We start from the raw sequence: 24,069 nt of genomic DNA, 5'->3' as shown, positions 1-24,069 counted from the left end.
GGCTGGACCGGCGGCGGAGGCGGCGGCGCCTGGCGCTGCTGGGGCGGCGGGGCCTGAGGCGCGGGCTGCGGGGCCGACTGGGGCGGACGCACCAGGGCCGCCGCGCCACGGCTCGGCGCGGCGAAGGACGGCGTCTGGGCGGCGGCCGCGTTCATCTGCGTCACCGCCTCGCTCAGCATCTCGTAGTTGCGGCGCACGCGGTCCTGGAAGGCCTGGTCGATGGCCGCCGTCTCCTCGGCGGTGCGGCGGGCGGCGGCGCGAAGGTCGTCGATGCCCTTCTCGATCTGGGCGCGGACCTCGGCGGCGCGGGCCAGGGCCTCGCCCGGCAGGGCGGCGCTGCTCTGGCCGGCCTCGACCAGCAGGCGCTCCATCTCGGCGATGGCGGTGCGGGCGGTCTCGACGCTCTCGGCCAGCTTCTGGGCGGTGCGGGCGCCGGCCTGTTCGACCACCTGAGCGGCGTTCTCGATCAGGTCGCGGGCTTCCTGCATGCGCGACTCGAATACGGCGTCGGCCTTCTGGCCGGCCGAGAAGGCGATCTCGTTCAATTGGTCGACGCGGCCCCGCGCGGTCTCGACGCGCAGCTCGACACCCTCCCCGGCCCGCTGGGCGGCGTCGGTGATGGCGTTCATGGCGCGGGTCAGCTCGCCCTCGAGGTCGCCGCGGCGGTCGGCGGCGGCGGCTTCCAGGCGGGCCAGGGCGGCTTGCGTCTCGGCGGCCAGGGCCTCGCGCTCGGCGCGGGCGGCCTCGGCCATCTCGCGCAGCTGGTCGCCGGACGAGACGATCAGGCCGCGCAGCACCTCGGCGCCCATGGCGGCGATGTCGCCGAGCTCGGAGGCGCCGACGCGGGTGTAGGCCACGAACTCGGTGAGCTGGGCGGTGCGGGTCTCGGTCTCGGAGGAGAAGTCCTCCTGGTCGGCGCGCAGGGCCTGGGCGGCGGTCACCAGGGCCGCGCGCTGCGACGCCAGGCTGCGCTCGACATTGCCGATCTGGTCGCCGACGCCCTGGCCGGCGGTCTCCAGGCGGGCGATCTGGCGCGACAGGTCCTCGGCCCCGATGCGGGCGGCGTCGGACGCTTCGGCGGCGGCGGCGGCTAGGTCAGCGGCGCGGGCGGCCAGGGCGGCCTCGGCCTCGCGCAGCTGGGTTTCGGCCAGGTCGGACGCCTCGGCGACCATCCGGGCCTGACTGCCGATGGCGTCGACCACGCCGGTCGACTGGGTGTCGAGGGCGGCCGACAGCGCCTGCATGGCGGTGCGCTCATGGCCCAGGCCCTCGGCCAGCTGCTTGGCCATGCGGCTGGACGAATCGGCGGCCTCGACCAGGCGGGCGGTCTCTTCAGCCAAGGCCTGGCGCAGGGTGATGATGCGCTCGCGGGCGGCGTCGGCGGCGCTGGTGGCCGCGTCGATCTGGCCGCTGAGGGCGTCGACCACGCCGGTCGCCCCGGCGGCGGCCAGGGTGGCGGGCGTGAGCAGCTGGTCGGTCAGCTGGCGCGTGCGACGCAGCTCGGCCGACACGCCCAGGGCCTGGCGCAGCATGTAGGCGGCCAGGAGGATGAAGGCGGCGGGACCGGCGGCCAGGGCGGCGAACACCGCCATGGTCACCGGCATCGGCAGGGTCGGGCCGTAGCCCAGGGCGAACATCACCGGCGCCACGGCCCACAGGGCGGCGACGCAGACGGCCATGCTCCAGTAGACGCCGCCCGGCATCGGCTTGCGTTCGGCCTTCTCGGACAGCGCGTGTACGGGACGTTCGGCGGCGGGCGGACGCGCGGCGGGTTCCGACCGGGCGGGCGGTTCCGGCTCGGGACGCGGAGCCGGCGGCTGGGCCGCGGCGGGCGCGGTCAGGAAGGTCGGCAGCGGCGACAGGTCGTCGGCGGGCGTGCGCTCGGCCGTGCGCGTGCGGCGCGCTCGCGGTTCCGGCGGCGGGGCGAATTCAGGCATGGGTTCGGGCGCGGGCGGCGGCGCCTCGGCCGCGGGTTCGGGTTCCGGCGGCGCGGCCGGTTCAGGCGCGGCCGGCTCCGGCGGCGGCGAACCGCGGAAGAACGAGCGGCGCGCCGACGAGCGATCCTCGCGCAGCACCGGCTCGACCGGATCGGCGACGGGCTCGACGGACGGCGGCGCTTCGGGCTCCGGTTCCGGTTGGGGCGCGGGTTCGGGCGCGATCGCCGAGGTCAGCGGTTCGGGCGCCGGCTCGGCTTGCGGCTCGGGCGGCTGATAGGACGGCGGACGGGCGCCGCGCGGCGGCGCGGCCAGGAACCCCGTCCCGGGCAGGTCGGCGATGTCGAGATCGTTGTCCGGCTCGCTGATCGGGGCGTCGGGATCGGGCTCGGCGGCGGCGAAGATCGACGGGTCCGACTCGGGCAGGCCAGAAGCAGGCGCCGCATCATCGCGGGGCGTCTCCACCGGCAGGGTGGAAAAGTCGAGCGGTCGGCGCTTCTTAGGCTTCATACGCAGCCACTGTCCCAAGGCGAACGACGAGGGGGCCTCTCACAGCGACGCAGCGCGCAAGCCCCTTCATCGCGCAGGCGAGTAAACCTAGCCGCGAAAGGCGCCCGCGCATAGCCGGTTGACGCGGTTTTCCCCAAAGCCGGCCGAGTGTTGCGCGATTCTGGGAGGTGTCGCCCCGACGATCCCGGGGCGGACGGATCAGGCGCGGCCGAGGCGCGCGGCCTGCTCGGGGCAGATGATCTTGGGCGCGGTTTCGAGGCGCGCGGCCTCGCGCGGCGAACGCGCGACGGTGCGTTCAACCTTCGGCTTGATGATCTTTTCCTCGATCACCACGCCGAACTGGCACAGGGCCGTGGCCGACAGCCACAGCACGATCGCCGCGAGGAGTTCTGACAAGAATGACATCGGCTTACCCGTCGATCCGATAGCGCCGTTATGCCGCAATCCATGGCCATGCTCGAATGAACTTTTGGTCATGTTGACGCAACGGCGCCCACACAAGCTGACAGCGCCTCTAGATTTCCGAGCCTTGCTACAAAGGCCCCAGGGACCTAGGTCGCAGGCTCCCCCGGTTTCCGCCCAGCGCCCCCAGCGCGACGGCGGAGTTTTTCTGTTTGCGGACGACCGTCTTGGCCCTTACCCAGCTTGCACCCCAGGCGCCCGCCGTCGCTTACGAGCCGCCGATGCCGCTGATCACCCCCGCTCGCCTCACCCATCTGCAGCGCCTGGAAGCCGAGAGCATCCACATCATGCGCGAGGTCGCGGCCGAGTGCGAAAACCCGGTCATGCTGTATTCCATCGGCAAGGACAGCGCGGTGATGCTGCACCTGGCCGCCAAGGCGTTCTATCCGTCCAAGCCGCCCTTCCCGCTGCTGCACGTCGACACGACCTGGAAGTTCAAGGCGATGTACGAGCTGCGCGACAAGATCGCCGAGCAGCTGGGCTTCGACCTGCTGGTCCACAAGAACCCCGAGGCCGAGGCGCGCGGCATCAACCCGTTCGACCACGGCAGCGCCCTGCACACCGACCTCTGGAAGACCGAAGGCCTCAAGCAGGCCCTGGCCAAGTACGGCTTCGACGCGGCCTTCGGCGGCGCCCGCCGCGACGAGGAGAAGAGCCGCGCCAAGGAGCGCGTGTTCAGCTTCCGCTCGGCCGAGCAGCGCTGGGACCCGAAGAACCAGCGCCCCGAGCTGTGGAAGCTCTACAACACCCGCAAGCACCCGGGCGAATCCTTGCGCGTCTTCCCGATCTCCAACTGGACCGAGCTGGACGTCTGGCAATACATCCATCTGGAGAACATCCCGATCGTGCCGCTCTACTTCTCGGCCCCGCGGCCGGTGGTGGAGCGCGACGGCGCGCTGATCATGGTCGACGACGAGCGCTTCCGCCTGCGTGACGGCGAAGAGCCGCAGATCAAGAGCGTGCGCTTCCGCACCCTGGGCTGCTACCCGCTGACCGGGGCCGTCGAGAGCACCGCCTCGACCCTGCCCGAGATCATCCAGGAGATGCTCCTGACCACCACCAGCGAGCGCCAGGGGCGGGTCATCGACCACGACCAGTCCGCCTCGATGGAGAAGAAGAAGCAGGAGGGCTACTTCTGATGGCTCACCAGTCCGCCCTCATCGCCGAAGACATCGAGGCCTATCTCGAGGCCCACCAGAACAAGTCGCTGCTGCGCTTCATCACCTGCGGCAGCGTCGACGACGGCAAGTCCACCCTGATCGGCCGGCTGCTCTACGACAGCAAGATGATCTTCGAGGACCAGATGGCCGCCCTCGAGGCCGACTCCAAGCGCGTTGGCACGCAAGGCGGGGCGATCGACTTCGCCTTGCTGGTCGACGGCCTGGCCGCCGAGCGCGAGCAGGGCATCACCATCGACGTCGCCTACCGGTTCTTCTCGACCGACAAGCGCAAGTTCATCGTCGCCGACACCCCCGGCCACGAACAGTACACGCGCAACATGGTCACCGGCGCCTCGACCGCCGACGCGGCCGTGATCCTGATCGACGCCCGCAAGGGCGTGCTGACCCAGACCCGCCGCCACTCCTACCTCGTTTCCCTGCTCGGTATCCGCAACGTGGTGCTGGCGGTCAACAAGATGGACCTGGTCGGCTGGGACCAGGCGACCTTCGACGCCATCGTCGCCGACTACCGCGCCTTCGCCGAGAAGATCGGCCTGTCGGTGTTCACCCCGATCCCGATCTCGGGCCTGGGCGGCGACAACATCGCCGTGCGCAGCGAGCACACGGCGTGGTTCGACGGCCCGATCCTGATGGACTGGCTGGAGAGCGTCGAGGTCGAGGACAGCCTGCAGGCCCAGCCGTTCCGCATACCGGTGCAGTGGGTAAACCGCCCCAATCTCGACTTCCGCGGCTTCTCGGGCCAGGTGGCCTCGGGCGTGGTCAAGCCGGGCGACCGGGTCAAGGTGCTGCCCTCGGGCCGCGAGAGCCGGGTGTCGCGCATCGTCACCCTGCCGGGCGACCTCGACCGCGCCGTGGCCGGCCAGTCGGTGACCATCACGCTGACCGATGAAGTCGACGTTTCCCGCGGCGACGTGCTGGTCGCCGCCGACAGCCCCTCGGCGGTCGCCGGACAGTTCGAGGCCACCCTGGTGTGGATGGACGACGAGCCCCTGCCGCCGGGCCGCTCCTACCTGCTGAAGATCGGCGCGCGCCTCGTCGGCGCCAGCGTCACCGAGATCAAGCACCGGGTGAACGTCAACACGCTGGAGCACACGGCCGCCAAGCGGCTGGAGCTCAACGAGATCGCCCACGTCAACATCTCGCTCGACCAGGCGATCCCGTTCGAGGCCTATGCCGACAACCGAGACCTGGGCGGCTTCATCCTGATCGACCGGATCAGCAACCGCACCGTCGGCGCGGGCCTGCTGAACTTCGCCCTGCGCCGGGCCGACAACATCCACTGGCAGCACACCGACGTCTCAAAGGCCTCGCGCGCGGCGCTCAAGAGCCAGCGCGGCCGGGTGGTGTGGCTGACGGGCCTGTCGGGCGCGGGCAAGTCGACCATCGCCAACCTGGTCGAAAAGCGCCTGCACGCGCTGGGCCGCCACACCTACCTGCTGGACGGCGACAACGTGCGCCACGGCCTCAACAAGGACCTCGGCTTCACCGAGGAGGACCGCGTCGAGAACATCCGCCGCGTGGCCGAAGTGGCCAAGCTGATGGTCGACGCCGGCCTGATCGTGCTGACCGCCTTCATCTCGCCCTACCGGGCCGAGCGACGCCTGGCCCGCGAGATCCTGAACGAGGGCGAGTTCGTCGAGGTGTTCGTCGACACCCCGCTGGCCGTGGCCGAGAGCCGCGACGTCAAGGGTCTCTACAAGAAGGCCCGCGCGGGCCAGTTGAAGAACTTCACCGGCATCGACAGCCCCTACGAGGCGCCCGAGGCGGCCGAACTGGTCATCGACACCACCAAGGTCGACCCGGTGGCCGCCGCCGAGCGGATCGTCGAGTGGCTGGAAGGCGAAGAGATCTCGTACGAGATCTGAACCCCCTTCGCCCTTCCCTCTTGATGGGGGAAGGGTCGGGGATGGGGGTGACCTGCTGAATTGGCGGCGGTGCAACATCGAACGCAGCATCACCCCCACCCCAGCCATCCCCCATCAAGGGGGAGGGAGAGCGATTAAGCCCCCGCCTTGACCCGCGCGCTGCGCCCCAGCACCAGCGCGCCGCAAAGCCCCGCCGCCCCCAGAGCCGCCATCGCCCAGTAGCCCTTCACGCCCAGGGCGTCGAACAGCGGGCCCGAGGCCAGGGTCGCCAGGCCAAGCGTGAAGCCCTGCGACACGGCCGAGTTCAGGGCCTGGGCGGCCGAGGCGCTCTTGGGCGGCGTCAGGCGCTCGATCAGTTGCAGCGAGGCCAGGAAACTGGCCGCGAAGGTGAAGGCGTGCAGCGCCTGTAGCGGGAACAGCGCCCACAGCGGCGGGGCGAAGGCGTAGGCGGTCCAGCGGATCACCGCCGCGCCCGCGCCCATGGCCAGCAGGCGCCCCGGCCCGACGCGGCGTCGCCAGGGCTCCAGGAACCACATGAACCCCACCTCGGCGGCGACGCCGACGCCCCACAGCACGCCGATCATCGGCTCGGGGATCTCCTGCCTGCGCCAGAGGATGGTCGAGAAGCTGTAATAGAAGCCGTGCGCCCCCTGGATCAGGCCGGCGGTGACCACCGCCAGCACGAACACCCGATCGGTCAGCAGGCTGCCCAGGCCCTTCCAGCGGTCGCGCTTGGCCGGCGCCTCGCCCTCCTCGTGCACCCGCTCGGCCGGCACGAGGGCGAAGGCGGCGAAGGCCGTCAGCAGGGCGGCCACCGTGATCCAGACGACGATGACCTCGGCGCCGATGAAGGTCAGCACGACTCCCATGGCCAGGTTGGCGGCGATGAAGGCGCTGGAGCCGGAGCCGCGCGGCAGGCCGTAGTTGAAGCCCTCCAGCCGCGCGCGGCGCAGGGTGACGACGTCGATCAGCGGCGAGATGGTCGAGAACAGGGTCGCGCCAAGCAGCCAGCAGACCAGCAGGCCCCAGAAGCCGGGGGCGACCAGCATGGCGAGGTAGGCGCAGGCAGCGCCGACCGCCAGCAGGATCATCGGCGAGCGGCGCAGCCTGAAGCCGTCGGCCCAGACGGCGAGCGCGGCGCCCGTGAAGGGCTTGAGCAGCAGCGGCGCGGCCAGCACCGCGCCGATCTCGGCCCCCGAAAGCCCCCTCGCCCGCAGGAAGGTGGCCACGTATGGCAGGCTCACCCCGATGACCAGATAGATGGCCACGTAGAACAGGCTGAGACGGGCGACGAGCGGCATGGCCCGCTCGTAGAGCGACGTGCGGTGAAGGGGAAGCGGTTTCAGATCCTCCCCTGAAGGGGGAGGTGTCGGCGAAGCCGACGGAGGGGGATGTAACCTCCCACGCCTACGACTTCACCAGTTTCCGCGGGAACTTCCCCCTCCGGCCCTCCGGGCCACCTCCCCCTGAAGGGGGAGGATCTTTTACTCCGCCCCGCCGAAGCGGGCGGCCCATTCGGCGATCATGTCGTCGTCGATCTTCTTGAACAGCACTTCCGGCGCACGCACCGTCTGGCCGGCCGGGACGGTCGACAGTTCGGCGGCGACGTCGGACGAGGGCCACGCGGGCGGCCAGGCCTGGCCGAAGGCCTCGCCGATCTTCTCGGCGGCGAACGGGATGAACGGGGCCGAAATGCGGGCGTAGAGCGCCGCCAGGTTCAGGGCCGTGCGCACGATCACCGCGGCGCGGTCGCGGTCGGTCTTGATCGCCGTCCAGGGGGCGGCTTCCTGCAGGTACTCGTTGCCGACCACCCAAAGGGCCCGCAGCGCCTGGGCGCTCTTGCGGATCTCGATGGCGTCCATCTGCTCGGCGAGGTCGGCCAGGCGCTCGGCGACGTCGGCGTAGAGCTTCTTCTCCAGCGGACCGATCTCGCCGCCCTCCGGCACGACGCCGTCGAACTTGCTCTCGGTGAACTTCAGGATGCGGTTGACGAAGTTGCCCAGCACGTCGGCCAGGTCGCGGTTCACGGCGCTGGCGAATTGCTCCCAGGTGAAGGCCGTGTCGCTGCCTTCCGGCGAGTTCGAGGTCAGGTACCAGCGCCACAGGTCGGGCGGCAGGATGTCGAGCGCCGCGTCCATGAAGACGCCGCGCTTGGAGCTGGTCGAGAACTTGCCGCCGTACCAGTTCAGCCAGTTGAAGGCCTTGAGCATGTCGACGCTCTTCCACGGCTCTTCCGAACCGAGGATGGTCGCGGGGAAGCTGACGGTGTGGAACGCCACGTTGTCCTTGCCCATGAACTGGACGTAGCGGACGTCGTCGGCGCCGGCGTCGGTGCGCCACCACGAGCGCCAGTCACGATCCGGCGCGGCCTCGGCCCATTCCTGGGTGGCGGCGATGTATTCGATCGGGGCGTCGAACCAGACGTAGAAGACCTTCTCTTCCATGCCCGGACGCGGCAGGCCGTCCTTGGTCACCGGCACGCCCCAGGCCAGGTCGCGGGTGATGCCGCGGTCGATCAGGCCCTCGTCCAGGTGCTTGTAGGCGATAGACTTGGCCAGGGTGGGCCAGTCGGGATGGCTGTCGACCCAGGCGCGGATCCGGTCGGCCATCTTGGTCTGGAGCAGGTAGAGGTGCTTGGTGTCGCGCACCTCGAGGTTCCGCGAGCCCGAGATCACCGAGTACGGGTCCTTCAGGTCGGTCGGATCCAGGAGGTTGCCGCAGTTGTCGCACTGGTCGCCGCGGGCCTTCTCGAAGCCGCAGTGCGGGCAGGTGCCCTCGATGTAGCGGTCGGGCAGGAAGCGGCGGTCGTCGATCGAGTAGACCATCTGGTCGACCCGCTCCTCGATCAGCCCTTGCGCTTCCAGCACCTCGGCGAAGTGCTGGGTCAGGCGATGGTTCTGCGGCGAGGACGAGCGGCCGAAGTGGTCCCACGACAGGCCGAAGGCGCGGCCGACGTCGTGCTGCAGCACGTGCTGCTCTTCACAGTAGGTGGCGACATCCTGGCCGGCGGCGGCGGCGGCCAGCTCGGCCGGGGTGCCATGCTCGTCCGTGGCGCAGATGTAGAGGGTGTCGTGGCCCCGGGCCCGCTGGAAGCGCGCATAGACGTCGGCCGGCAGCATCGAGCCCGCGAGGTTGCCCAGGTGCTTGATGCCGTTGATGTACGGCAGGGCCGAGGTGATCAGGATGCGGGCCATGGAACGGGCGTCTTTCCGGGGGCGAACGAGAGTAAGGAGGCGTCCGCATATAGAAGCCCCCGCGCCGAAGGGAAAGCTTCGCGGCGCGCCCGCAACCGTGCGGATCACGAAATCACGGGCTCGCGCATCGGGCGTTTTCGGGTTTGGATGTCTCGCGCTTGACTGGAGGCCTCATGATCCGCCGTCGCCTGCCGCTGCTGCTGCTCGTCCTCGCCGTGCTGCTGGCCGGCGGCTGGTGGTTGTGGCGCGAGCGGCCCGATCCGTCGGTGATGCACGTCTTCCCCGGCGTGCGCGGCCCGGCCAAGGCCTCGAAGATCATCGAGCCGCCCCGCACCCGCATCGCCCAGTTCGATCAGGGCGGCCCGCATCGCCTGGCGATCCTGGTCACCGATCCGCAGTCGGGATGGCTGGGCCTGGTGCGCGGCTTCCGCGCCCACGGCGTGCCGATCACGGTGACGCAGGATCCCGCCAAGGCCCTGACCCACAAGGTGGTGCTGGTCTATCCGATCGTTTCGGGCCGGGTGCTCAGCGCCGAGCAGCTGCGGGCCCTGGCCCAGCACGTCCGCGACGGCGGCACGGTGCTGGCCTTCAACCTGGCCGGCGGCGGGCTTGGCGAGCTGTTCGGCGTCGGCGAGGGAACAGAAGCCTCCTCCCGCCTGCGCATGCGCTGGACGAAGACCACCGGCGAGCCCGAGAGCGACGAGATCGTCGTCTCCTCCACCGGCGAGGCCAAGGTCGCCAGCGTCGGCTATGCGCCAGGGACGGCGGAGGTGGCGGCCCGCTTCGACGACGGCTCGGTCGCGGTCGCCTGCCGGCGGGTCGGCGGCCAGGCCTGCGTTCTCGGCGTCGACCTCGGCTCGCTGGCCCAGCGGGCCATGAACGGCCGGGCCGAGACCCTGGCCCGGCGCTACGTCAACGGCTACGAGCCGTCGCTGGACAGCCTGTTCCGCTGGGTGCGCGACCTCTATGTGGCCGGCGAGCCGATGCCCTGGCTGGTCTCGACCGCCCCGGCCGGCAGGCAGGTGTCGATCCTGTTCACCCACGACGTCGACTACGGCCCGTCGGTTCGCAACGCCCTGGCCTATGCCGACGCCCTGAAGGCCCGGGACATCCGCGGGACCTTCTTCGTCCAAACCAAATACATGAAGGACTACAACGACAAGGTGTTCTTCGACGACGCCGCCGTGGCCGACGTCAAAGGCCTGCTGGCGCGCGGGCAGGAGGTGGGCAGCCACACCGTCGCCCACTCGCGCGAATTCGAGCGGATGGACCTGGGCAGCGGCCGCGAGCGCTATCCCCGCTACCGTCCCTTCGTCGAGACCGACACCAAGGTGCGCGACGCCACCATCCTGGGCGAGCTCAGGGTCTCGAAGTTCCTGCTCGACCGGCTGGCGGGCGCGGACGTCGTCTCGTTTCGCCCGGGGCGCCTGGCCTATCCGTTCACCCTGCCCCAGGCCCTGGAGGCCAGCGGCTATCGCTATTCGTCGTCGATAACCGCCAACACGGTGCTGACCCACCTGCCGTTCCAGCTGACCGACGGACGGGCCGACGGCGCCCTGCAGCCGGTGTTCGAGTTCCCCGTCGCCATCGAGGACGAGGAGGCCCCGCCCCTGCTGCAGCGGCTCGACGCGGCCGACGCCCTGGTGACGCGCGTGGCCCGGGACGGGGGCGTGGTCACGGTGCTGATCCACCCCAACCTGGTCGGCGACAAGCTGAAGTTCGAGGAAGCCCTGGCCGACCGCTGGAAGGGCCGCGCCTGGATGGGCTCCACAAGGGCGTTCGGCGACTGGTGGGCGGCGCGTGACGCCCTCGACATCGACGTCGCGCCGAACGGCTCCGGCTGGATCCTCACCACCAAGGCGTCGAAGGGCGTCTCGGACGTCGAGGTCGTACTGCCCAAGGCCGCCAGGGGGCGCGTGACCCTGGGCCTGCCGGCCGGCGGCCGCTCGACCACGGCGATCCCTTGAGACGCCTGCTCCTGGCTCTGCTGCTGGCCGCCCTCGCCTGCCCGGCCATGGCCGCGCCGCGGCTGATCTGGTCGGACGAGTTCGACGGCGATCGCCTGGATCCGGCCAAGTGGACGGCGGCGACCGACTGCTGGGGCGGCGGCAACGACGAGCGCCAATGCTACGCGCCAGCCAATGTCACGGTCTCTGGCGGGGTCCTGCGGCTGAACGCCCGCAAGGAGCGCGCCTCGGGCCCGGCCCGGCGTGACGGCGGCCCGCGCGTGACCCGCGACTACGCCTCGGGCGGCGTCAGCACCAAGGGCCTGGCCTCTTTCCGCTACGGCCGCATCGATGTGCGCGCCAAGCTGCCGCTGGGCCAGGGGCTGTGGCCGGCGATCTGGATGCTGCCCGAACACGACAACTACGGCCCCTACCCGCTGTCTGGCGAGATCGACATCGCCGAGGCCGTGAACCTGGGGGTGCGCTGCCGGTCCTGTCGCGACCGGGTGCGGGCGGCGGTGCATCACGGCCCGACGCTGCAGGCCAACCGCAGCGACTCGGCCGACGCGGCCCTGGGCGACCTGACGGCCTTCCACGTGTTCGCGCTGGAGTGGACGCCGAACCGGCTGACCTGGCTGCTGGACGGAAAGCCCTATTTCACCCGGGCGGGCGGACGGCCCTTCGACGAGCGCTTCCACCTGATCCTCAACCTGGCGGTCGGCGGGCGGTGGGCGGAGACGACGGGCCGGCGCGGCGTCGACGACGCGGCCTTGCCCGAAAGCCTGCTGGTGGACTGGGTGCGCGTCTACGCACCGGAAGACTAGGCGGCGGGCAAGCGCCCCCGGCTCCAGAAGGGGATCAAGAAGCCGGGGGCGCGCCCCCCCAAGGGCGAGGTTTGGCGGATCTAGTTCGTGTCCGCGGCCACCGGGTCGGCGGCCGAGACCACGCCGTCCTTGTTGGTGTCGTGGGTCACGAACATCCGCCAGCCCGAATAGGCGAACTCGGCCGGGGTGATGCCGCCGCTCTTGTCGCTGTCGAGGACGCCGAAGCGCACGTCGGCCTGGCGCATCTGGCGCACGCGCTCTTCTTCCTTCTTCTCGGCGGTCTCGGTCGAGGCGGCCAGGCGCTTCTCGAGGCGGCCCTTGAACTCGCCGACGTACTCCTCCTTGGACAGCACGCCGTTCTTGTCGGCGTCGATGGCCTTGAAGAGCTGGTCGCGGGTGATGACGAACTCTTCCTTGGTGACGACGCCGTCGCCGTTGACGTCCTGTTCCTTGATGAAGGTGTCGCGGGCGTGCGAGGCGGCCAGGGCCGGGGCGGAGACGGCGGCCAGGACGGCGGCCAGGATCAGGGTGTTGCGGATCATGTCGGCTCTCAGCGCAGGGATTCGAAGGTCAGCGAGTAGGTGTGGCTCTGGCCGGGCTGGCCGGCGGCGGCCGGGGCGACGCGGTAGCGGGCCTGGACCTGGTAGACGCCCGAACGCTCGGGCTTCAGCTCGAAGCGGCCCTGGGCGTCGCTCTTGACGGTGACCGGGGCGGCCTTGGCGTCGGCGTAGCGGTCGCCGCCGGCGGTCAGGGTGACCTCCTGGCCTGCAACGGGCTTGCCGTCGTACAGCACCACGAACTTGGCCGGCTGGCCGGTGGTGATGTCGCTGGGATGGGTGATCGCCTGGAACTCCAGGCCCTTGCCGACCGGGGCCAGGGCGGCGGTGCTGGGCGCGCCGCGGGTGACGTAGACGTCGGCGGTGGTGATGCTCTGCATGTCGACCACTTCGGCGCCGGCCGGGGCCTTGCCCGGCTCGAGGAACTCCCACTCGCCGTTGACCAGCGTGGCCTTGCCGACGCGGCCGGCGCGCTGGCCGGTGGTGACGCGGTAGGTGCCGGCCGTCTCGACCGGAGCCTCGACCAGGGCCAGCTCGCGCAGGTAGGTCGGGGTCAGGGCTTTACGCACGCCGTCCGGACCGATCACCGCATAGGCGTCGGACTTCATCACCACTTCGGGCGTGAAGAAGGTTTCGGTGAACGAGCCCTGGACGGTCACGACCTTGCGGTCGGAAACGTCGAAGGTGCTGGGCAGCATGTAGGGCGAGTGGGCGTGCGCCAGGCCGGACAGGCCAAGGCCCGCCAGCAGCGCCGCCGAAGCGAGCATGGTCTTCATCGGAATCCCCCTTCCAGGACGATCGGTGCGTTGCAGAGGCTCCTATTGCGGATGAATCTAAGAATCAATTGCAAATAACTTGACCAAGCCGCCAGACGGTCGTAGCTCCCCATCCAACGAATGCGAACAATTCGCATCTGAGGCCGAAAACTGGGGATCTCGAACTTTGTCGCGCAACAGACTCGCCTATCTCGCCGCCGTCTCGGCCGGCGCCCTGCTCTCCGCCACGGCGGCCTTCGCGGCCGACGCGCCCTCGGCCGACGTCGCCGAAGTCGACAAGGTCACCGTCACCGCCACGCGCAGCGAGAAGTCCGTCCTGGACGCCCCCGCCACCGTCACCGTGACGACGAGCCAGGAGATCGAGGACGCCCTGGTCAACGACGTGAAGGACCTGGTGCGCTTCGAGCCGGGCGTGTCGGTGCGCAGCGCCCCTTCCCGCTTCACCGCCGCCGGCGCCTCGACGGGCCGTGACGGCAACGCCGGCTTCGCCATTCGCGGCCTGGAGGGCAACCGCGTCCTGATCATGGTCGACGGCGTGCGCGTGCCCGACGGCTACGCCTTCGGCGCCCAGGCCGCCGGCCGCGGCGACTATGTCGACGTCGACGTGCTGAAGTCGGTCGAGATCGTGCGCGGCCCGGCCTCGGCCCTCTACGGCAGCGACGGCCTGGCCGGTTCGGTCAGCTTCTTCACCAAGGATCCGTCCGACATCCTGCAGGGCAAGTCGATCGCCGCCCGGGGCCGCGTCGGCTACAGCTCGGCCGACGAAAGCTGGAGCGAAAGCGCCCTGGTCGCCGGCGCCAGCGGCCGCTGGGAAGGCCTGCTGGCCTACACCCGCCGCGACGGCCACGAGACCGAGACCCAAGGCACGGCCGCCCTGCGCGACGTGCGCCGCACGGTCGCCAACCCCGAGGACAACAGCTCCAACGCCGTGCTCGGCAAGCTGGTGTTCAACCTCGACGACCGCAACAAGTTCTCGCTGACCGTCGATCACCTGGATCGCGACATCGACTGGAACGTGCTGTCGGCGATCACCTATGTCGCCCCGAACGCCACCCCGGCCTCGACCGCGGTGGTCGGGCTGACCGCCTTCGACAAGATGCGCCGCGACCGCGTCAGCCTGGCCCACGCCTTCACCGGCGGCCAGGGCCTGATCCAGAGCGCCCGCACCACCCTCTACTACCAGGACAGCACCACCCGGCAGTTCTCGGCCGAGGACCGCTACACCGCCGCCGACCGCACCCGTGACGCCAAGTTCGACAACGAAGTGTTCGGCGGCGCGGTCGAGCTGACCAGCAAGGCCAGCTTCGGCGGCGTGGACCACAGCATCGTCTGGGGCGCCGACGCCTCGCTGACCCGCCAGCAGGGCCTGCGCGACGGCACCGTGCCGCCGGCCGGCGAGACCTTCCCCAACCGCGCCTTCCCGACCACCGACTACACCCTGTTCGGCGGCTACGTGCAGGACGAGTTCGCGGTCGGCCCGGTCACCTTCTATCCGGCCCTGCGCTACGACTATTACAAGCTGGATCCGAAGAACGATCCGCTGTTCACCGCCAACACCGCGGTCGGCCAGAGCGACTCGCGCTTCTCGCCGAAGCTGTCGGCCGTGTGGCAGGCCACCGACCTGATCAGCGTGTTCGCCAACGCCGCGACCGGCTTCAAGGCCCCGGCCCCGTCGCAGGTCAACAACGGCTTCTCGAACCCGACCAGCTTCTACACCGCGATCGCCAATCCGGACCTGAAGCCCGAGACCAGCCAGACCTTCGAGCTGGGCTTCCGCCTGCGCCAGCCGACCTGGAACATCAGCGTCACCGGCTTCACCGGCAAGTACGACGACTTCATCGAGCAGGTGCAGGTCAGCGGCTCGTTCCGCCCGACCGACCCGGCGGTGTTCCAGTTCGTCAACCTGGCCGAGGCCGAGATCAGCGGCGCCGAGGCTCGCGGCGAGGTCATCATCGCCGACAACTGGCGCCTGATCGGCGCGGCCTCGTACGCTCGCGGCTTCTCGACCAACACGGCGGGCGTCAGCACCCCGCTGCAGTCGGTCGATCCGGCCAAGTTCACGGCCGGCCTGTCGTACCGCGATCCGGCCGGTCGCTTCGGCGGCCAGTTCAGCGTCATGCACGTCCAGAAGAAGTCGTTCGACAGCCTGGGCGTCACCTGCACAGGCGGCTGCTTCGCCCCGCCGGCCTTCACCACGGCCGACGTCACCGCCTACTGGAACGTCACCGACGCGGTCACCCTGCGCGGCGGCGTCTTCAACCTGACCGACGAGAAATACTGGTGGTGGTCGGACGTGCGCGGCCAGTCGGCCGCCGCCTCGGCCACGGTGCCGGCGGTGATCGTCGACGGCTACACCGCCCCGGGCCGCAACTACAGCGTCTCGCTGGCGGTCAAGTTCTAGGACCCGCAAGGTCCTTACCGAGACACGCGGTCGTAATGTTGCGGCGACCGCGTGGCCCCGTCCTCCTCCGCGCCATGTCGGCCCGGCGCCTGGAGGACGGGGCGTTTTACTGCCTGGAGCCCCGTCCAGCGCCCGCCTTCGCGGCGTCGCAAAAAGAACCGGAAATCGTCGTCGCATCGCCCGGGACAAGCGCGCCGCCCCCTGCTAGCAACGGCGCATCCGCAAACGGGAGTTCGCATGCTGCGCCGCCTCTACGACTGGGTCATGGGCCTGGCCGCCTCGCGTCACGCTCCCACGAGCCTGTTCGCCGTCTCGTTCGCCGAGAGCTCGTTCTTTCCCGTCCCGCCCGACGTGATGCTGGCCCCGATGGTGCTGGCGCGGCCGGACAAGGCCTGGCGCTACGCCCTCATCTGCACCCTGGCCTCGGTGCTGGGCGGCATCCTGGGCTACGCCATCGGCTACTTCCTGACCCCCGTGGGCCAGTGGATGATGGCCGCCACCGGCCACGCCGGGGGCCTCGCCGAATTCAAGTGCTGGTACGACAAGTACGGGGTCTGGGTGATCCTGGCCAAGGGCCTGACCCCCATCCCCTACAAGCTGGTGACCATCGCCTCGGGCCTGGCGGCCTTCAGCTTCCCGATGTTCATCTTCGCCTCGGTCGTCACCCGCGGCGCGCGCTTCTTCCTCGTCGCCTTCGTGGTCAAAAAGTTCGGTCCCGCCCTGCTGCCGGTGATCGAGCGCCGGCTGGCGCTGGTGGCCGGCGGTTTGATCCTGCTCCTTGTCATCGGCCTCGCCGCGAGCCATTTCCTGGGAGGAAGCAGCGGAGGCGCGTGCGCCGTATGACCACCGACACCCCGGCCGTGACCACCGGTCCCCTCGTCCCCAAGCGCCCGCCCCTGGAGTGGGTCGCCCGGCACTGGCCGGTCCTGGCCTTCGCCGCCAGCGCGATCATGCTGGGCGCGGCCCATGCGTTCGAGAGCTTCGGGGGCCTGGCGCCCTGCCACCTGTGCCTGAAGCAGCGCGAGGTCTACTGGGTCGCCGGAACGGTCGGCCTGATCGCCACCATCGTGCAACGCACGCCCCTTTGGACGCGCCTGCGCGCGCCGGCCCTGTGGCTGCTGGGCGCGATCTTCCTCTACGGCGCGGGCCTGGCGGCCTTCCACGCCGGCGTCGAATGGAAGTGGTGGCCCGGCCCCAGCACCTGCACCGGCGGCGGCCTGGCCACCTCCGACGACCTGGTGGCCATGCTGAAGGGCGCCAAGATCCAACCTCCGATGTGCGACAAGGCCGCCTGGGTGTTCCTGGGCCTGTCGATGGCCGGCTGGAACGCCCTGGTCTCGCTGGGCCTGGCCGTCGTCTCGGCCTTCGCCGCCCTGCGTTCGAAGGAGGCCTGAAGATGAGCGCCGCCCAGAAAGCCGTTCCGCCCCGTCCCGGTCGCGGCGCCCAGGCCGCGCGCCTGGCCGAGATCCTGCGCGTCGACCAGGCCGGCGAACTGGCCGCCGTCCACATCTATCGCGGCCAGCAGGCGGTGATGAAGCACGCCCGCGGCCGCGAGCGCATCGCCGAGCAGTTGAAGGAGATGGAGGGCCACGAACAGGTCCACCTGTCGCGCTTCGACGAACTGCTGTCCGAGCGCAAGGTGCGCCCGACCCTGATGTCGCCCCTGTGGCGGCTGGCGGCCTTCACCCTGGGCGCCGGCACCGCCCTGATCGGCGACAAGGCCGCCCACGCCTGCACCGAGGCCGTCGAGTCGGTGATCGAAAAGCACTATGCCGGCCAGATCGACGAGCTGAAGGACCGCGACCCGGCCCTGGCCGCCGAGCTCTCCAAGTTCCGCGACGACGAGCTGATGCACCGCGACCTCGCCGTCGAGGAAGGCGCCCACGAGGCCACGGCCTACCCGCTGCTCAGCGCCGTCATCCAGACCGGCTGCAAGGTGGCCATCAAGATCAGCGAGAAGCTGTAAAACCCCTCTCTCCGAGAGAGAGGGGGGGGCCCGCGCCGCAAGGCGTGGGAGGGTGAGAGGTTTCACCGCCGGCCGGAAAGCCTCTCGCCCCATAGCTGACAGCCCGCGCCGACGGACCAGCGCTTGGTTCGGAAAGTTTGTTACCTCTCACCCTCCCACCGCTTCGCGGCGGGCCCCTCCCTCTCTCAAAGAGAGAGGGATTCAAAGGCTTGGCCTTCGCCCCCGCCTCCCCTACCGATGAGTTCCGTCCATCGCGGGGAATCGCCGTGCCGTCATCGTCCCCCCGGGCCCTGGCCCTCGCCGCCGCCCTGCCGCTGTTGATCGCCGCCGCACCGGCCAAGCCGCCCAAGCCCGCGCGCGCCGCCCCCACCGCCCAGACCCTGGCCACCGGCGGGGCGCTGAAGCCCGACCAGGCCGGCGTGCATATCGAGCATGTCGACCTGTCGATCGAGGTCCTCCCTGAGCGCAAGTCGATCTCGGGCGAGGCCGTGCTGGCCCTGCGCGCCGACCGCGAGCTGCCGGTGATCGTGCTAGACCTAGACCGCGAGCTGCCGGTGTCGGCGGTGTCGCTGGACGGCCGGGACCTGCCGCCGACGGCCTGGCGCAATCCCGACGGCCGGCTCTCGATCGCCCCGCCCGCGCCGATCCCGGCCGGCCACACCACCGCCGTGCGCATCCGCTACGCCGGCGTGCCGATGGAGGCCAACAACGCGCCGTGGGACGGCGGCTTCGTCTGGACCAAGGCCCCCGACGGCCGCCCGTGGATCGCCACCGCCGTCCAGGGCGAGGGCTGCGACCTCTTCTGGCCGTGCATCGACCACCCGACCGGCGAGCCCGACCTCGTCGACCTGCACGTCACCGTCCCGGCCGGCCTGTCGGCGCCGTCGGGCGGGATCCTGATCGACGTCACCGAGGCCGGCGGCGGCCGGCGCACCTTCCACTGGCGGATGAAGACGCCCAACACCTACGCCGTGGCGCTCAACATCGGCCCCTATGTCCACCTGACGGCGCTGTACCGCAGCCGTTTCGGCGACAGCTTCCCGATCGAGTTCTGGGCCCTGGAGGGCAACGAGGCCAAGGGCCGCGACCTGCTGGCCCAGTTCACGCCGATGCTCGACTTCTACGAGGGGATGATCGGCCCCTACCCGTTCCGGTCCGAGAAGATGGGCGCGGTCGAGACCCCGCACCTGGGCATGGAGCACCAGACGCTGAACGCCTACGGCGCCGGCTACGGCAAGGAGATCTACGGCTTCGACTGGCTGCTCGAGCACGAACTGGCCCACGAGTGGTTCGGCAACCAGATGACCAATGTCGACTGGGACGACATGTGGCTGCACGAGGCCTTCGGCACCTACATGCAGCCGCTCTACTCGCAGTGGCTGCACGGCGACATGGAATACATGGTCCGCCTGAACGAGATGCGGGTGAAGAGCTTCAACAAGTTCCCCATCGTCTCGGGCAAGCCGATGGAGGAGGAAGCCGTCTACGACGCCAAGGTCGGGCCGGGGACCGACATCTACTACAAGGGCGCCAACATGCTGCACACGTTGCGCGGCCTGATCGGCGACGAGGCGTTCTTCACCGCCACCCGGGTGCTGGTCTATGGCCGCCCCGATCCCAAGCCCGGCAACTTCGCCCCGCGCTACGCGGTGACCGACGACTTCATCAGGGCCGTGAACGAGGCGACCGGCGCCGACTACCGCTGGTTCTTCGACGCCTATCTGCGCCACGCCGCCCTGCCCGAGCTGATCGAGACCCGCGAGGGCGAGGACCTGGTGCTGGCCTGGAAGACGCCGGCCGGGCGCTTCCCGATGCCGGTCGAGGTCAAGGTCGGCGGCAAGCTGGTAACCCTGCCGATGGCCGACGGGACGGGTCGGACGCGCGTCGGCGACGCGGTTCCGGTGATCGTCGACCCCGCCTCGAAGATCCTGCGCCGGCAACCGTATCTGGAAGCCTACCACGCCTGGAAGACCGCCAAGGACGCCTCCGACAAGGCCAGGAGCCGGCCGGTCAACCCGAAGAAATAGTCATCTTCCGTTGACCGTGTTCCTTCACGGTTTGCGAGGCATGCGGCCTTAGGACTCAAGGCTCCACCGCGAGCCGAGCCCATGCTGACGCCCAACCATGTCGTTATCGCCGCCAAGGCCGTGCTGTTCGTCGGGGCGGCCAGCGCCGTAACCCTGATGCTCGGCCCGTTCCAGGGCCTGGAACAGGCCTTCGGGCTCAGCGACAAGGCCGCGCACGCCCTGGCGTTCGGCGGCCTGACCGCCATGGCCTTCCTGGCCTTCCCCAAGATGCGCCGCAACGACCTGGCGATCGCCGCGATCCTGCTGGGGGCCAGCGCCGAGATCGCCCAGCTGTTCGCCCATCGCAGCGCCAGCTTCACCGACTTCGCCACCGACGTGGCCGGCATCGCGGTCGTCTACCTGGCCAGCCACATCGAAGCCGTCCGCCGCGACGCCCGCGAGCGCGGCGCCATGCGCTTCTCGGACATCTCGGCCCAGCGCCAGCGCCGCCGTCGCCGCAAGAGCAGCGTCGTCATGCCGGCCGCCTCCGTGGCCGTCGAAGGCGAAACCGCCCGTAGCAGCTTCGCCTCCCGCGCCGCTTCGCGCTTCCCGCGCGAAGCCTGAGGCTACCCGCGGATCAGGTGATCCGCTTGACGCTGACCGGGTCGCTGCCCGGGAAGCTTTCCTCCAGGCCTTCGTCCAGCAGGGCTTCCTGGCGGCTTTCCGAGCACTCGACCTTCTCGGCCAGCTGGTCGTGCTTTTCGTTCTGAGCCAGCGGCTTTTCAGCCAGCTTGGCGTGGGGCGCCTCGATATGGCGATCCTCGGGGCGCAGCTTGCCCTCGGACGCGCAATCGGCGGTCGTCGACGAGGTGCCGTGCGTGAAGTGACGGCCGTCTTCCTGATGATGCCTGTGACCGATCATGACCGGTTTCTCCCGTGCTTCGCCCGCAGGGGCGTCGGGAGATAAACCCCCAGGTCATGGCCGGGGTTGCTCCGCCTCCAGACAAGCGGCGCGAAGCAGGTTATGCAAACGCCATGCAAAAGCCGCTCACGTTGCTCGCCTGCCTTTTGCTGGGGGCCTGCGCCACGACGCCTTCGGAGGCGCCCACCCTCGCGCCGGCCCCCAAGCTCGCGGTCGAGACGCGCAGCTACGCCACCACGCCCCTGACGCCGACGCCGTCCGACCTGCCGCCGGCCGAGGCCTTCGCCGCCGCCAGCTTCACAGCGCCCAATGGTGTGCGCCTGCCCTATCGGCTGCTGTCGCCGGCGACCAAGGAAAAGCTGCCGCTGGTGGTGATGCTGCACGGCTCCGGCGCCGTGGGCCACGACAACAAGGCCCAGATGGGTCCGTTCGTGCGCAGCTGGGCCCGTCCTGGCACCGCCAAGACCTTCCCGGCCTTCGTGCTGGCGCCCCAGGCTCCGGTCCGCACCGCCCACTACGCCAAGGGCGCCGACCGGCTGCTGGCCTCGCGCCCCGGGACCAGCCTGCCGGCGATCCTGGCCCTGATCGACGACCTGTCGGCCCGCCTGCCGATCGACACCGACCGCATCTACCTGGTCGGCTTCTCGATGGGCGGCTCGGCGGCGATGAACGCCGCCGCCCTGGAGCCGGGCAAGTTCGCCGCCGTCGCGGCCTTCTCCGGCGTACCGCCCGAGCGCGCCCTGGCGGTCAAGGTCGCGCCGACGCCGGTGATGATCGTCCATGGCGACAAGGACCGCGAGAACCCCTACGCGCCGGATCTCGCCTGGGCCGGGGCCCTGGCCGACGCCGGCGGCGACGTGCGCTTCGTCTCCTATTCGGGCATGGCCCACGTGGTGCCGCCCGACATGATGCACGACGACGCCTGGCGGGCCTGGCTGTTCTCGCAGAAGCGGAAAAAGGGCTAAGCCGTCCAGGTCTCGGCGAAGACCCGCTGGAAGTTGCCGCCCAGCACCTTGTCGACCACCCGCGTCGAATAGCCCCGTCGCCGCAGTTCGTCGGCGATGACGGCGCAGCGATCGGCGCGGTTCAGCCCGGTCACGAACGGCGGCGGCCCCTCGCCGGGCGCGGCCACGCCGGCGGCCTTGCGCTCTTCCAGGCTCTTGTTCCACTGGGCCATGCTTTCGGGCGAGGTGTCGAACGGCCACAGCAGGGCGTCGCTGCCGATGCCGACATGGTCCTCGCCGCAGACCTTCAGGGCGTGGGTCAGGTGGGCGAAATAGACGTCCAGCGACGGCTGGGCCGGCGCCGTCGTCAGATAGCTCAGCTCGTAGATCCCGATGACCCCGCCCCGCTCGGCCAGGGCCTTCATCAGCCGGTCGGACTTGTTGCGCGGATGGGCGTGGACGGCGGCGGCGCCGGCGTGGGTGATCAGCACGGGCTTGCTGGATGCGGCGATGGCGCCCAGGCTGGACGGCTCGTCGCTATGGCTGACGTCGATCGTCACGCCTTTGGCGTTCATGCGCTCCACCGCGCGCCGCCCCAGCTCGGTCAGGCCGGTGGGCGGCGACGACATCGTGCCCGAGGCGAACGGCGTCGTCCGGTTGTAGCTCAGCCCCATCACCAGCACGCCGGCGGCGCGGAACTGGTCGATGGCGGCAAGATCGCCCTCCAGCATCTCCGAAGCTTCGAACGAATAGATGATACCCAGACGCCCGCTCGCCCTGGCGCGGGCGAGGTCGGCGACGGACGCGACCTTGAGATAGAGGTCGGGATTGAGCGCCACGGCCTTGTCGATGTCGACGATGGAGGCGGCGGTCTGGGCGCGCGTCTCGCCGCCCGAGCCGCCGATCGTCAGCTTGGCCGCCGTCAGGCCCGAGGCCTTGACGAGGTCGCGGGCCTCCTGGTCCAGGGGCTTCTCAGTATCCATGGGCAGGACCAGGTTGCCGTTGATCACGACGCCGGCGGTCCGCGCGGTCGCGGCCGAAGCGGTCGCGCAGGCGGCCAGCGAAGCGGCGGCCGCGCCCAGGAAGATGCGTCGCGTGGTGCTCATGGTCCCCTCCGAAAGAAATATGTAGGCCCCTACATATCCTTCCCATATCCGGGGTCGTCCAATGAAATTCCATCCATGATCCGATCGAACATCGACCGGCGGTCCAGGGCGTCGTCCAGTTGGTCGAGCCGGCGGACAAGGTCGCCGACCTCGGCGTCCAGCTCCCGCGCGGCGGTGTTGAAGGCCTCCCAGAGCGGTGAGAGCCTGGCGACCATCGCCCGCCCCTCGTCGGTCAGCGCGATCAGGCGGCGGCGCCCGTCTTCGGTGGATGTCTGCGAGGCGATCAGGCCGGCCTTCTCCATCGAGCGGCTGGCTTCGCTGACCGAGACGTGGGTGATGCGGAGGATGGCGGCGATCTCGCCCACCGCCATCGGGCCGCCGCGCTCGACCAGCTGGCGCAGGACGCCGTACCAGCGTTGCTCGAACTTGACGCCGCGAGCCGCGTAGACCCGTGAGCCGTCACGATCGATCCGCTCGGAGACGCGCCGCAGGCGAGCCGCGAGCGCCTCTGCGCCGAAACCTCGGCTGTAGTCTTCGGGATCGGACATGGCGGAATCCGCTGACGGAGGAAGCTGGCCTCCTTCTGGGCCATCCGCGCGCGGCAGCCTAGAGCCCAGCGCGCGTCAGGGCCTCGCGCACCACGTCGGGCGCATGGTCGATGACCCGCAGATAGGCCAGCATGGCCGCGTCTGGACGGGCCTCGCCGTGCTCCAGCTCGCTCAGCACCGGCAGGGGGATGGCGAAGGCCCGCGAGAACTCGGCCTGCGACAGGCCGCTGCGCCAGCGCACCGCCTGCACGAGGGCGCGGGACGAGCGGACCTCGCTGGGCGCGGCGCGGTCATCAATGGCGATATCGGTCGTGGTCAGGCGCGCTGCGGCCATAGGATCTCTCCCTTCGCTGCTCTTCTCCCCGACCGCTCCTCTATACGCGTTCGATTGCACAAATTCGACGGCGCCACGTCGTCAATACGACGGTTCGGGGGCGGCTTAGCCCTTGGGCTTGGCCAGCAGGGCGCGCGCCTTGACCTCGACAGCCTCGACACCCTTCAGCGGGTCGCCGGCGTCGTCGAGGATGCTGGAGAAGCGCTTGAGGTCCTGGGTGCTGATCCGCTTGATGCGGCGATCACGCGCCCACTCCATGCCGATCAGCTGGCCCAGCCGGCAGGCCTTGGGCAAGAGGGCCGGCTTCTCGGCCGGGCCGCCCTTGACCAGCAGCTTGCTGACGATGTCGTTCCAGTTGGGCGAGCCGGGGAAGCACAGGTTCAGGTCCTGGCAGTTGCCGGTCCAGAACCGCTTGTACCAGCGCGCGTGGTCGTCGTTCTCGAAACGCAGGCCGCGCGTGGGCTGGACCACATTGAGGCAGTCGCCGCGCACGAACTCCTGCGCGGACGCGGAACCGGCCATCAGGCCGGCAAGCAGCAGGGCCGTCGCCCCCAAACGAAACGCCAAGTCTTCCTCCTGGAATCCTCCCCCCA

Annotated in this window: 22 protein-coding genes; 11 read left to right on the top strand and 11 right to left on the bottom strand. The window is 70.2% G+C overall.

Going from position 1 to position 24,069, the window contains the following annotated elements; all coding sequences use genetic code 11:
- Both DDF62_RS15745 and DDF62_RS15740 read right to left on the bottom strand, forming a co-directional pair.
- Positions 1 to 2,444, bottom strand: a 2,444-nt coding sequence (locus tag DDF62_RS15745) for a coiled-coil domain-containing protein (protein ID WP_116489970.1), incomplete at its 3' end; no start/stop codon positions are given.
- A gap of 198 nt (positions 2,445 to 2,642) precedes the next feature.
- On the bottom strand, positions 2,643 to 2,840 hold the full coding sequence (locus DDF62_RS15740; RefSeq protein ID WP_133244935.1) for a hypothetical protein: 198 nt from the start codon (positions 2,838 to 2,840) through the stop codon (positions 2,643 to 2,645).
- 233 nt (positions 2,841 to 3,073) lie between these two features.
- Here DDF62_RS15740 and cysD point away from each other — a divergent pair, with 233 nt between their 5' ends.
- Positions 3,074 to 4,045 (top strand): sulfate adenylyltransferase subunit CysD, encoded by a 972-nt coding sequence (gene cysD / locus DDF62_RS15735; RefSeq protein ID WP_425267056.1) that lies wholly within the window; start codon positions 3,074 to 3,076, stop codon positions 4,043 to 4,045.
- Positions 4,045 to 5,952, top strand: coding sequence for a sulfate adenylyltransferase subunit CysN (gene cysN / locus DDF62_RS15730; protein WP_116489967.1), 1,908 nt, complete (start codon positions 4,045 to 4,047; stop codon positions 5,950 to 5,952). Before cysD ends, cysN begins: the two co-directional genes overlap by 1 nt.
- Positions 5,953 to 6,086: 134 nt before the next feature.
- On the opposite strand, the gene DDF62_RS15725 is transcribed toward cysN, so the two are convergent.
- Together DDF62_RS15725 and metG are read right to left on the bottom strand one after the other, a co-directional pair.
- On the bottom strand, positions 6,087 to 7,253 hold the full coding sequence (locus DDF62_RS15725) for an MFS transporter (protein WP_116489966.1): 1,167 nt from the start codon (positions 7,251 to 7,253) through the stop codon (positions 6,087 to 6,089).
- A gap of 183 nt (positions 7,254 to 7,436) precedes the next feature.
- Positions 7,437 to 9,146, bottom strand: a complete 1,710-nt coding sequence (metG, locus tag DDF62_RS15720) for a methionine--tRNA ligase (protein ID WP_116489965.1) — start codon at positions 9,144 to 9,146, stop codon at positions 7,437 to 7,439.
- A 173-nt stretch (positions 9,147 to 9,319) separates the two neighbouring features.
- Between metG and DDF62_RS15715 the strand changes: the two genes are divergently transcribed.
- A complete protein-coding gene (locus DDF62_RS15715) occupies positions 9,320 to 11,113 on the top strand; it encodes a polysaccharide deacetylase family protein (RefSeq protein ID WP_116489964.1) in 1,794 nt (597 codons plus the stop codon).
- On the top strand, positions 11,110 to 11,916 hold the full coding sequence (locus tag DDF62_RS15710; protein WP_244286837.1) for a glycoside hydrolase family 16 protein: 807 nt from the start codon (positions 11,110 to 11,112) through the stop codon (positions 11,914 to 11,916). The genes DDF62_RS15715 and DDF62_RS15710 overlap by 4 nt, the downstream gene beginning before the upstream one ends.
- 80 nt (positions 11,917 to 11,996) lie before the next feature.
- Here DDF62_RS15710 and DDF62_RS15705 read toward each other — a convergent pair whose 3' ends face one another.
- Positions 11,997 to 12,458, bottom strand: coding sequence for an EF-hand domain-containing protein (locus DDF62_RS15705; protein ID WP_116489963.1), 462 nt, complete (start codon positions 12,456 to 12,458; stop codon positions 11,997 to 11,999).
- Positions 12,459 to 12,466: 8 nt separating this feature from the next.
- A complete protein-coding gene (locus tag DDF62_RS15700; protein WP_244286836.1) occupies positions 12,467 to 13,249 on the bottom strand; it encodes a DUF4198 domain-containing protein in 783 nt (260 codons plus the stop codon).
- Positions 13,250 to 13,415: 166 nt separating this feature from the next.
- On the opposite strand from DDF62_RS15700, the gene DDF62_RS15695 reads away from it, so the two are divergent.
- The 6 genes from DDF62_RS15695 to DDF62_RS15670 all read left to right on the top strand — a co-directional run bounded on the left by DDF62_RS15695 (position 13,416) and on the right by DDF62_RS15670 (position 20,246).
- Positions 13,416 to 15,650: a TonB-dependent hemoglobin/transferrin/lactoferrin family receptor gene (locus DDF62_RS15695; RefSeq protein WP_116489962.1), complete on the top strand. Its 2,235-nt coding sequence runs from the start codon at positions 13,416 to 13,418 to the stop codon at positions 15,648 to 15,650.
- Between the two features lie 237 nt (positions 15,651 to 15,887).
- Positions 15,888 to 16,493: a YqaA family protein gene (locus DDF62_RS15690; RefSeq protein WP_116489961.1), complete on the top strand. Its 606-nt coding sequence runs from the start codon at positions 15,888 to 15,890 to the stop codon at positions 16,491 to 16,493.
- On the top strand, positions 16,490 to 17,044 hold the full coding sequence (locus DDF62_RS15685) for a disulfide bond formation protein B (RefSeq protein ID WP_116489960.1): 555 nt from the start codon (positions 16,490 to 16,492) through the stop codon (positions 17,042 to 17,044). The genes DDF62_RS15690 and DDF62_RS15685 overlap by 4 nt, the downstream gene beginning before the upstream one ends.
- A 2-nt stretch (positions 17,045 to 17,046) precedes the next feature.
- Positions 17,047 to 17,616, top strand: coding sequence for a demethoxyubiquinone hydroxylase family protein (locus DDF62_RS15680; RefSeq protein ID WP_116489959.1), 570 nt, complete (start codon positions 17,047 to 17,049; stop codon positions 17,614 to 17,616).
- A gap of 266 nt (positions 17,617 to 17,882) precedes the next feature.
- The gene (locus DDF62_RS15675) at positions 17,883 to 19,643 is read left to right on the top strand and encodes a M1 family metallopeptidase (RefSeq protein WP_165832265.1); all 1,761 of its coding nucleotides are present in this window, start codon (positions 17,883 to 17,885) and stop codon (positions 19,641 to 19,643) included.
- Between the two features lie 81 nt (positions 19,644 to 19,724).
- On the top strand, positions 19,725 to 20,246 hold the full coding sequence (locus DDF62_RS15670; RefSeq protein ID WP_116489958.1) for a VanZ family protein: 522 nt from the start codon (positions 19,725 to 19,727) through the stop codon (positions 20,244 to 20,246).
- Between the two features lie 13 nt (positions 20,247 to 20,259).
- On the opposite strand, the gene DDF62_RS15665 is transcribed toward DDF62_RS15670, so the two are convergent.
- Positions 20,260 to 20,544, bottom strand: coding sequence for a hypothetical protein (locus DDF62_RS15665; protein ID WP_116489957.1), 285 nt, complete (start codon positions 20,542 to 20,544; stop codon positions 20,260 to 20,262).
- 113 nt (positions 20,545 to 20,657) lie between these two features.
- On the opposite strand from DDF62_RS15665, the gene DDF62_RS15660 reads away from it, so the two are divergent.
- Entirely contained in the window at positions 20,658 to 21,509 is an 852-nt protein-coding gene (locus DDF62_RS15660) for a carboxylesterase family protein (RefSeq protein ID WP_165832264.1), read from the top strand.
- Here the strand turns inward: DDF62_RS15660 and DDF62_RS15655 are convergent.
- From DDF62_RS15655 to DDF62_RS15640, 4 genes are all read right to left on the bottom strand, one after another.
- On the bottom strand, positions 21,506 to 22,594 hold the full coding sequence (locus DDF62_RS15655; RefSeq protein ID WP_116489955.1) for a dipeptidase: 1,089 nt from the start codon (positions 22,592 to 22,594) through the stop codon (positions 21,506 to 21,508). The genes DDF62_RS15660 and DDF62_RS15655 overlap by 4 nt on opposite strands.
- Before the next feature lie 29 nt (positions 22,595 to 22,623).
- On the bottom strand, positions 22,624 to 23,142 hold the full coding sequence (locus tag DDF62_RS15650; RefSeq protein ID WP_116489954.1) for a MarR family winged helix-turn-helix transcriptional regulator: 519 nt from the start codon (positions 23,140 to 23,142) through the stop codon (positions 22,624 to 22,626).
- A gap of 58 nt (positions 23,143 to 23,200) precedes the next feature.
- A complete protein-coding gene (locus tag DDF62_RS15645; RefSeq protein ID WP_058347856.1) occupies positions 23,201 to 23,476 on the bottom strand; it encodes a helix-turn-helix domain-containing protein in 276 nt (91 codons plus the stop codon).
- Positions 23,477 to 23,581: 105 nt separating this feature from the next.
- Complete coding sequence (locus tag DDF62_RS15640; protein ID WP_244286835.1) at positions 23,582 to 24,043, bottom strand: hypothetical protein; 462 nt, start codon at positions 24,041 to 24,043, stop codon at positions 23,582 to 23,584.
- Positions 24,044 to 24,069: the final 26 nt, after the last annotated feature.

The organism is Caulobacter radicis (genome assembly GCF_003094615.1).
Classification (GTDB): domain Bacteria; phylum Pseudomonadota; class Alphaproteobacteria; order Caulobacterales; family Caulobacteraceae; genus Caulobacter; species Caulobacter radicis.
The sequence above is the reverse complement of the archived record's forward strand: the minus strand, read 5'-3'. Positions and strand labels throughout refer to the sequence as shown.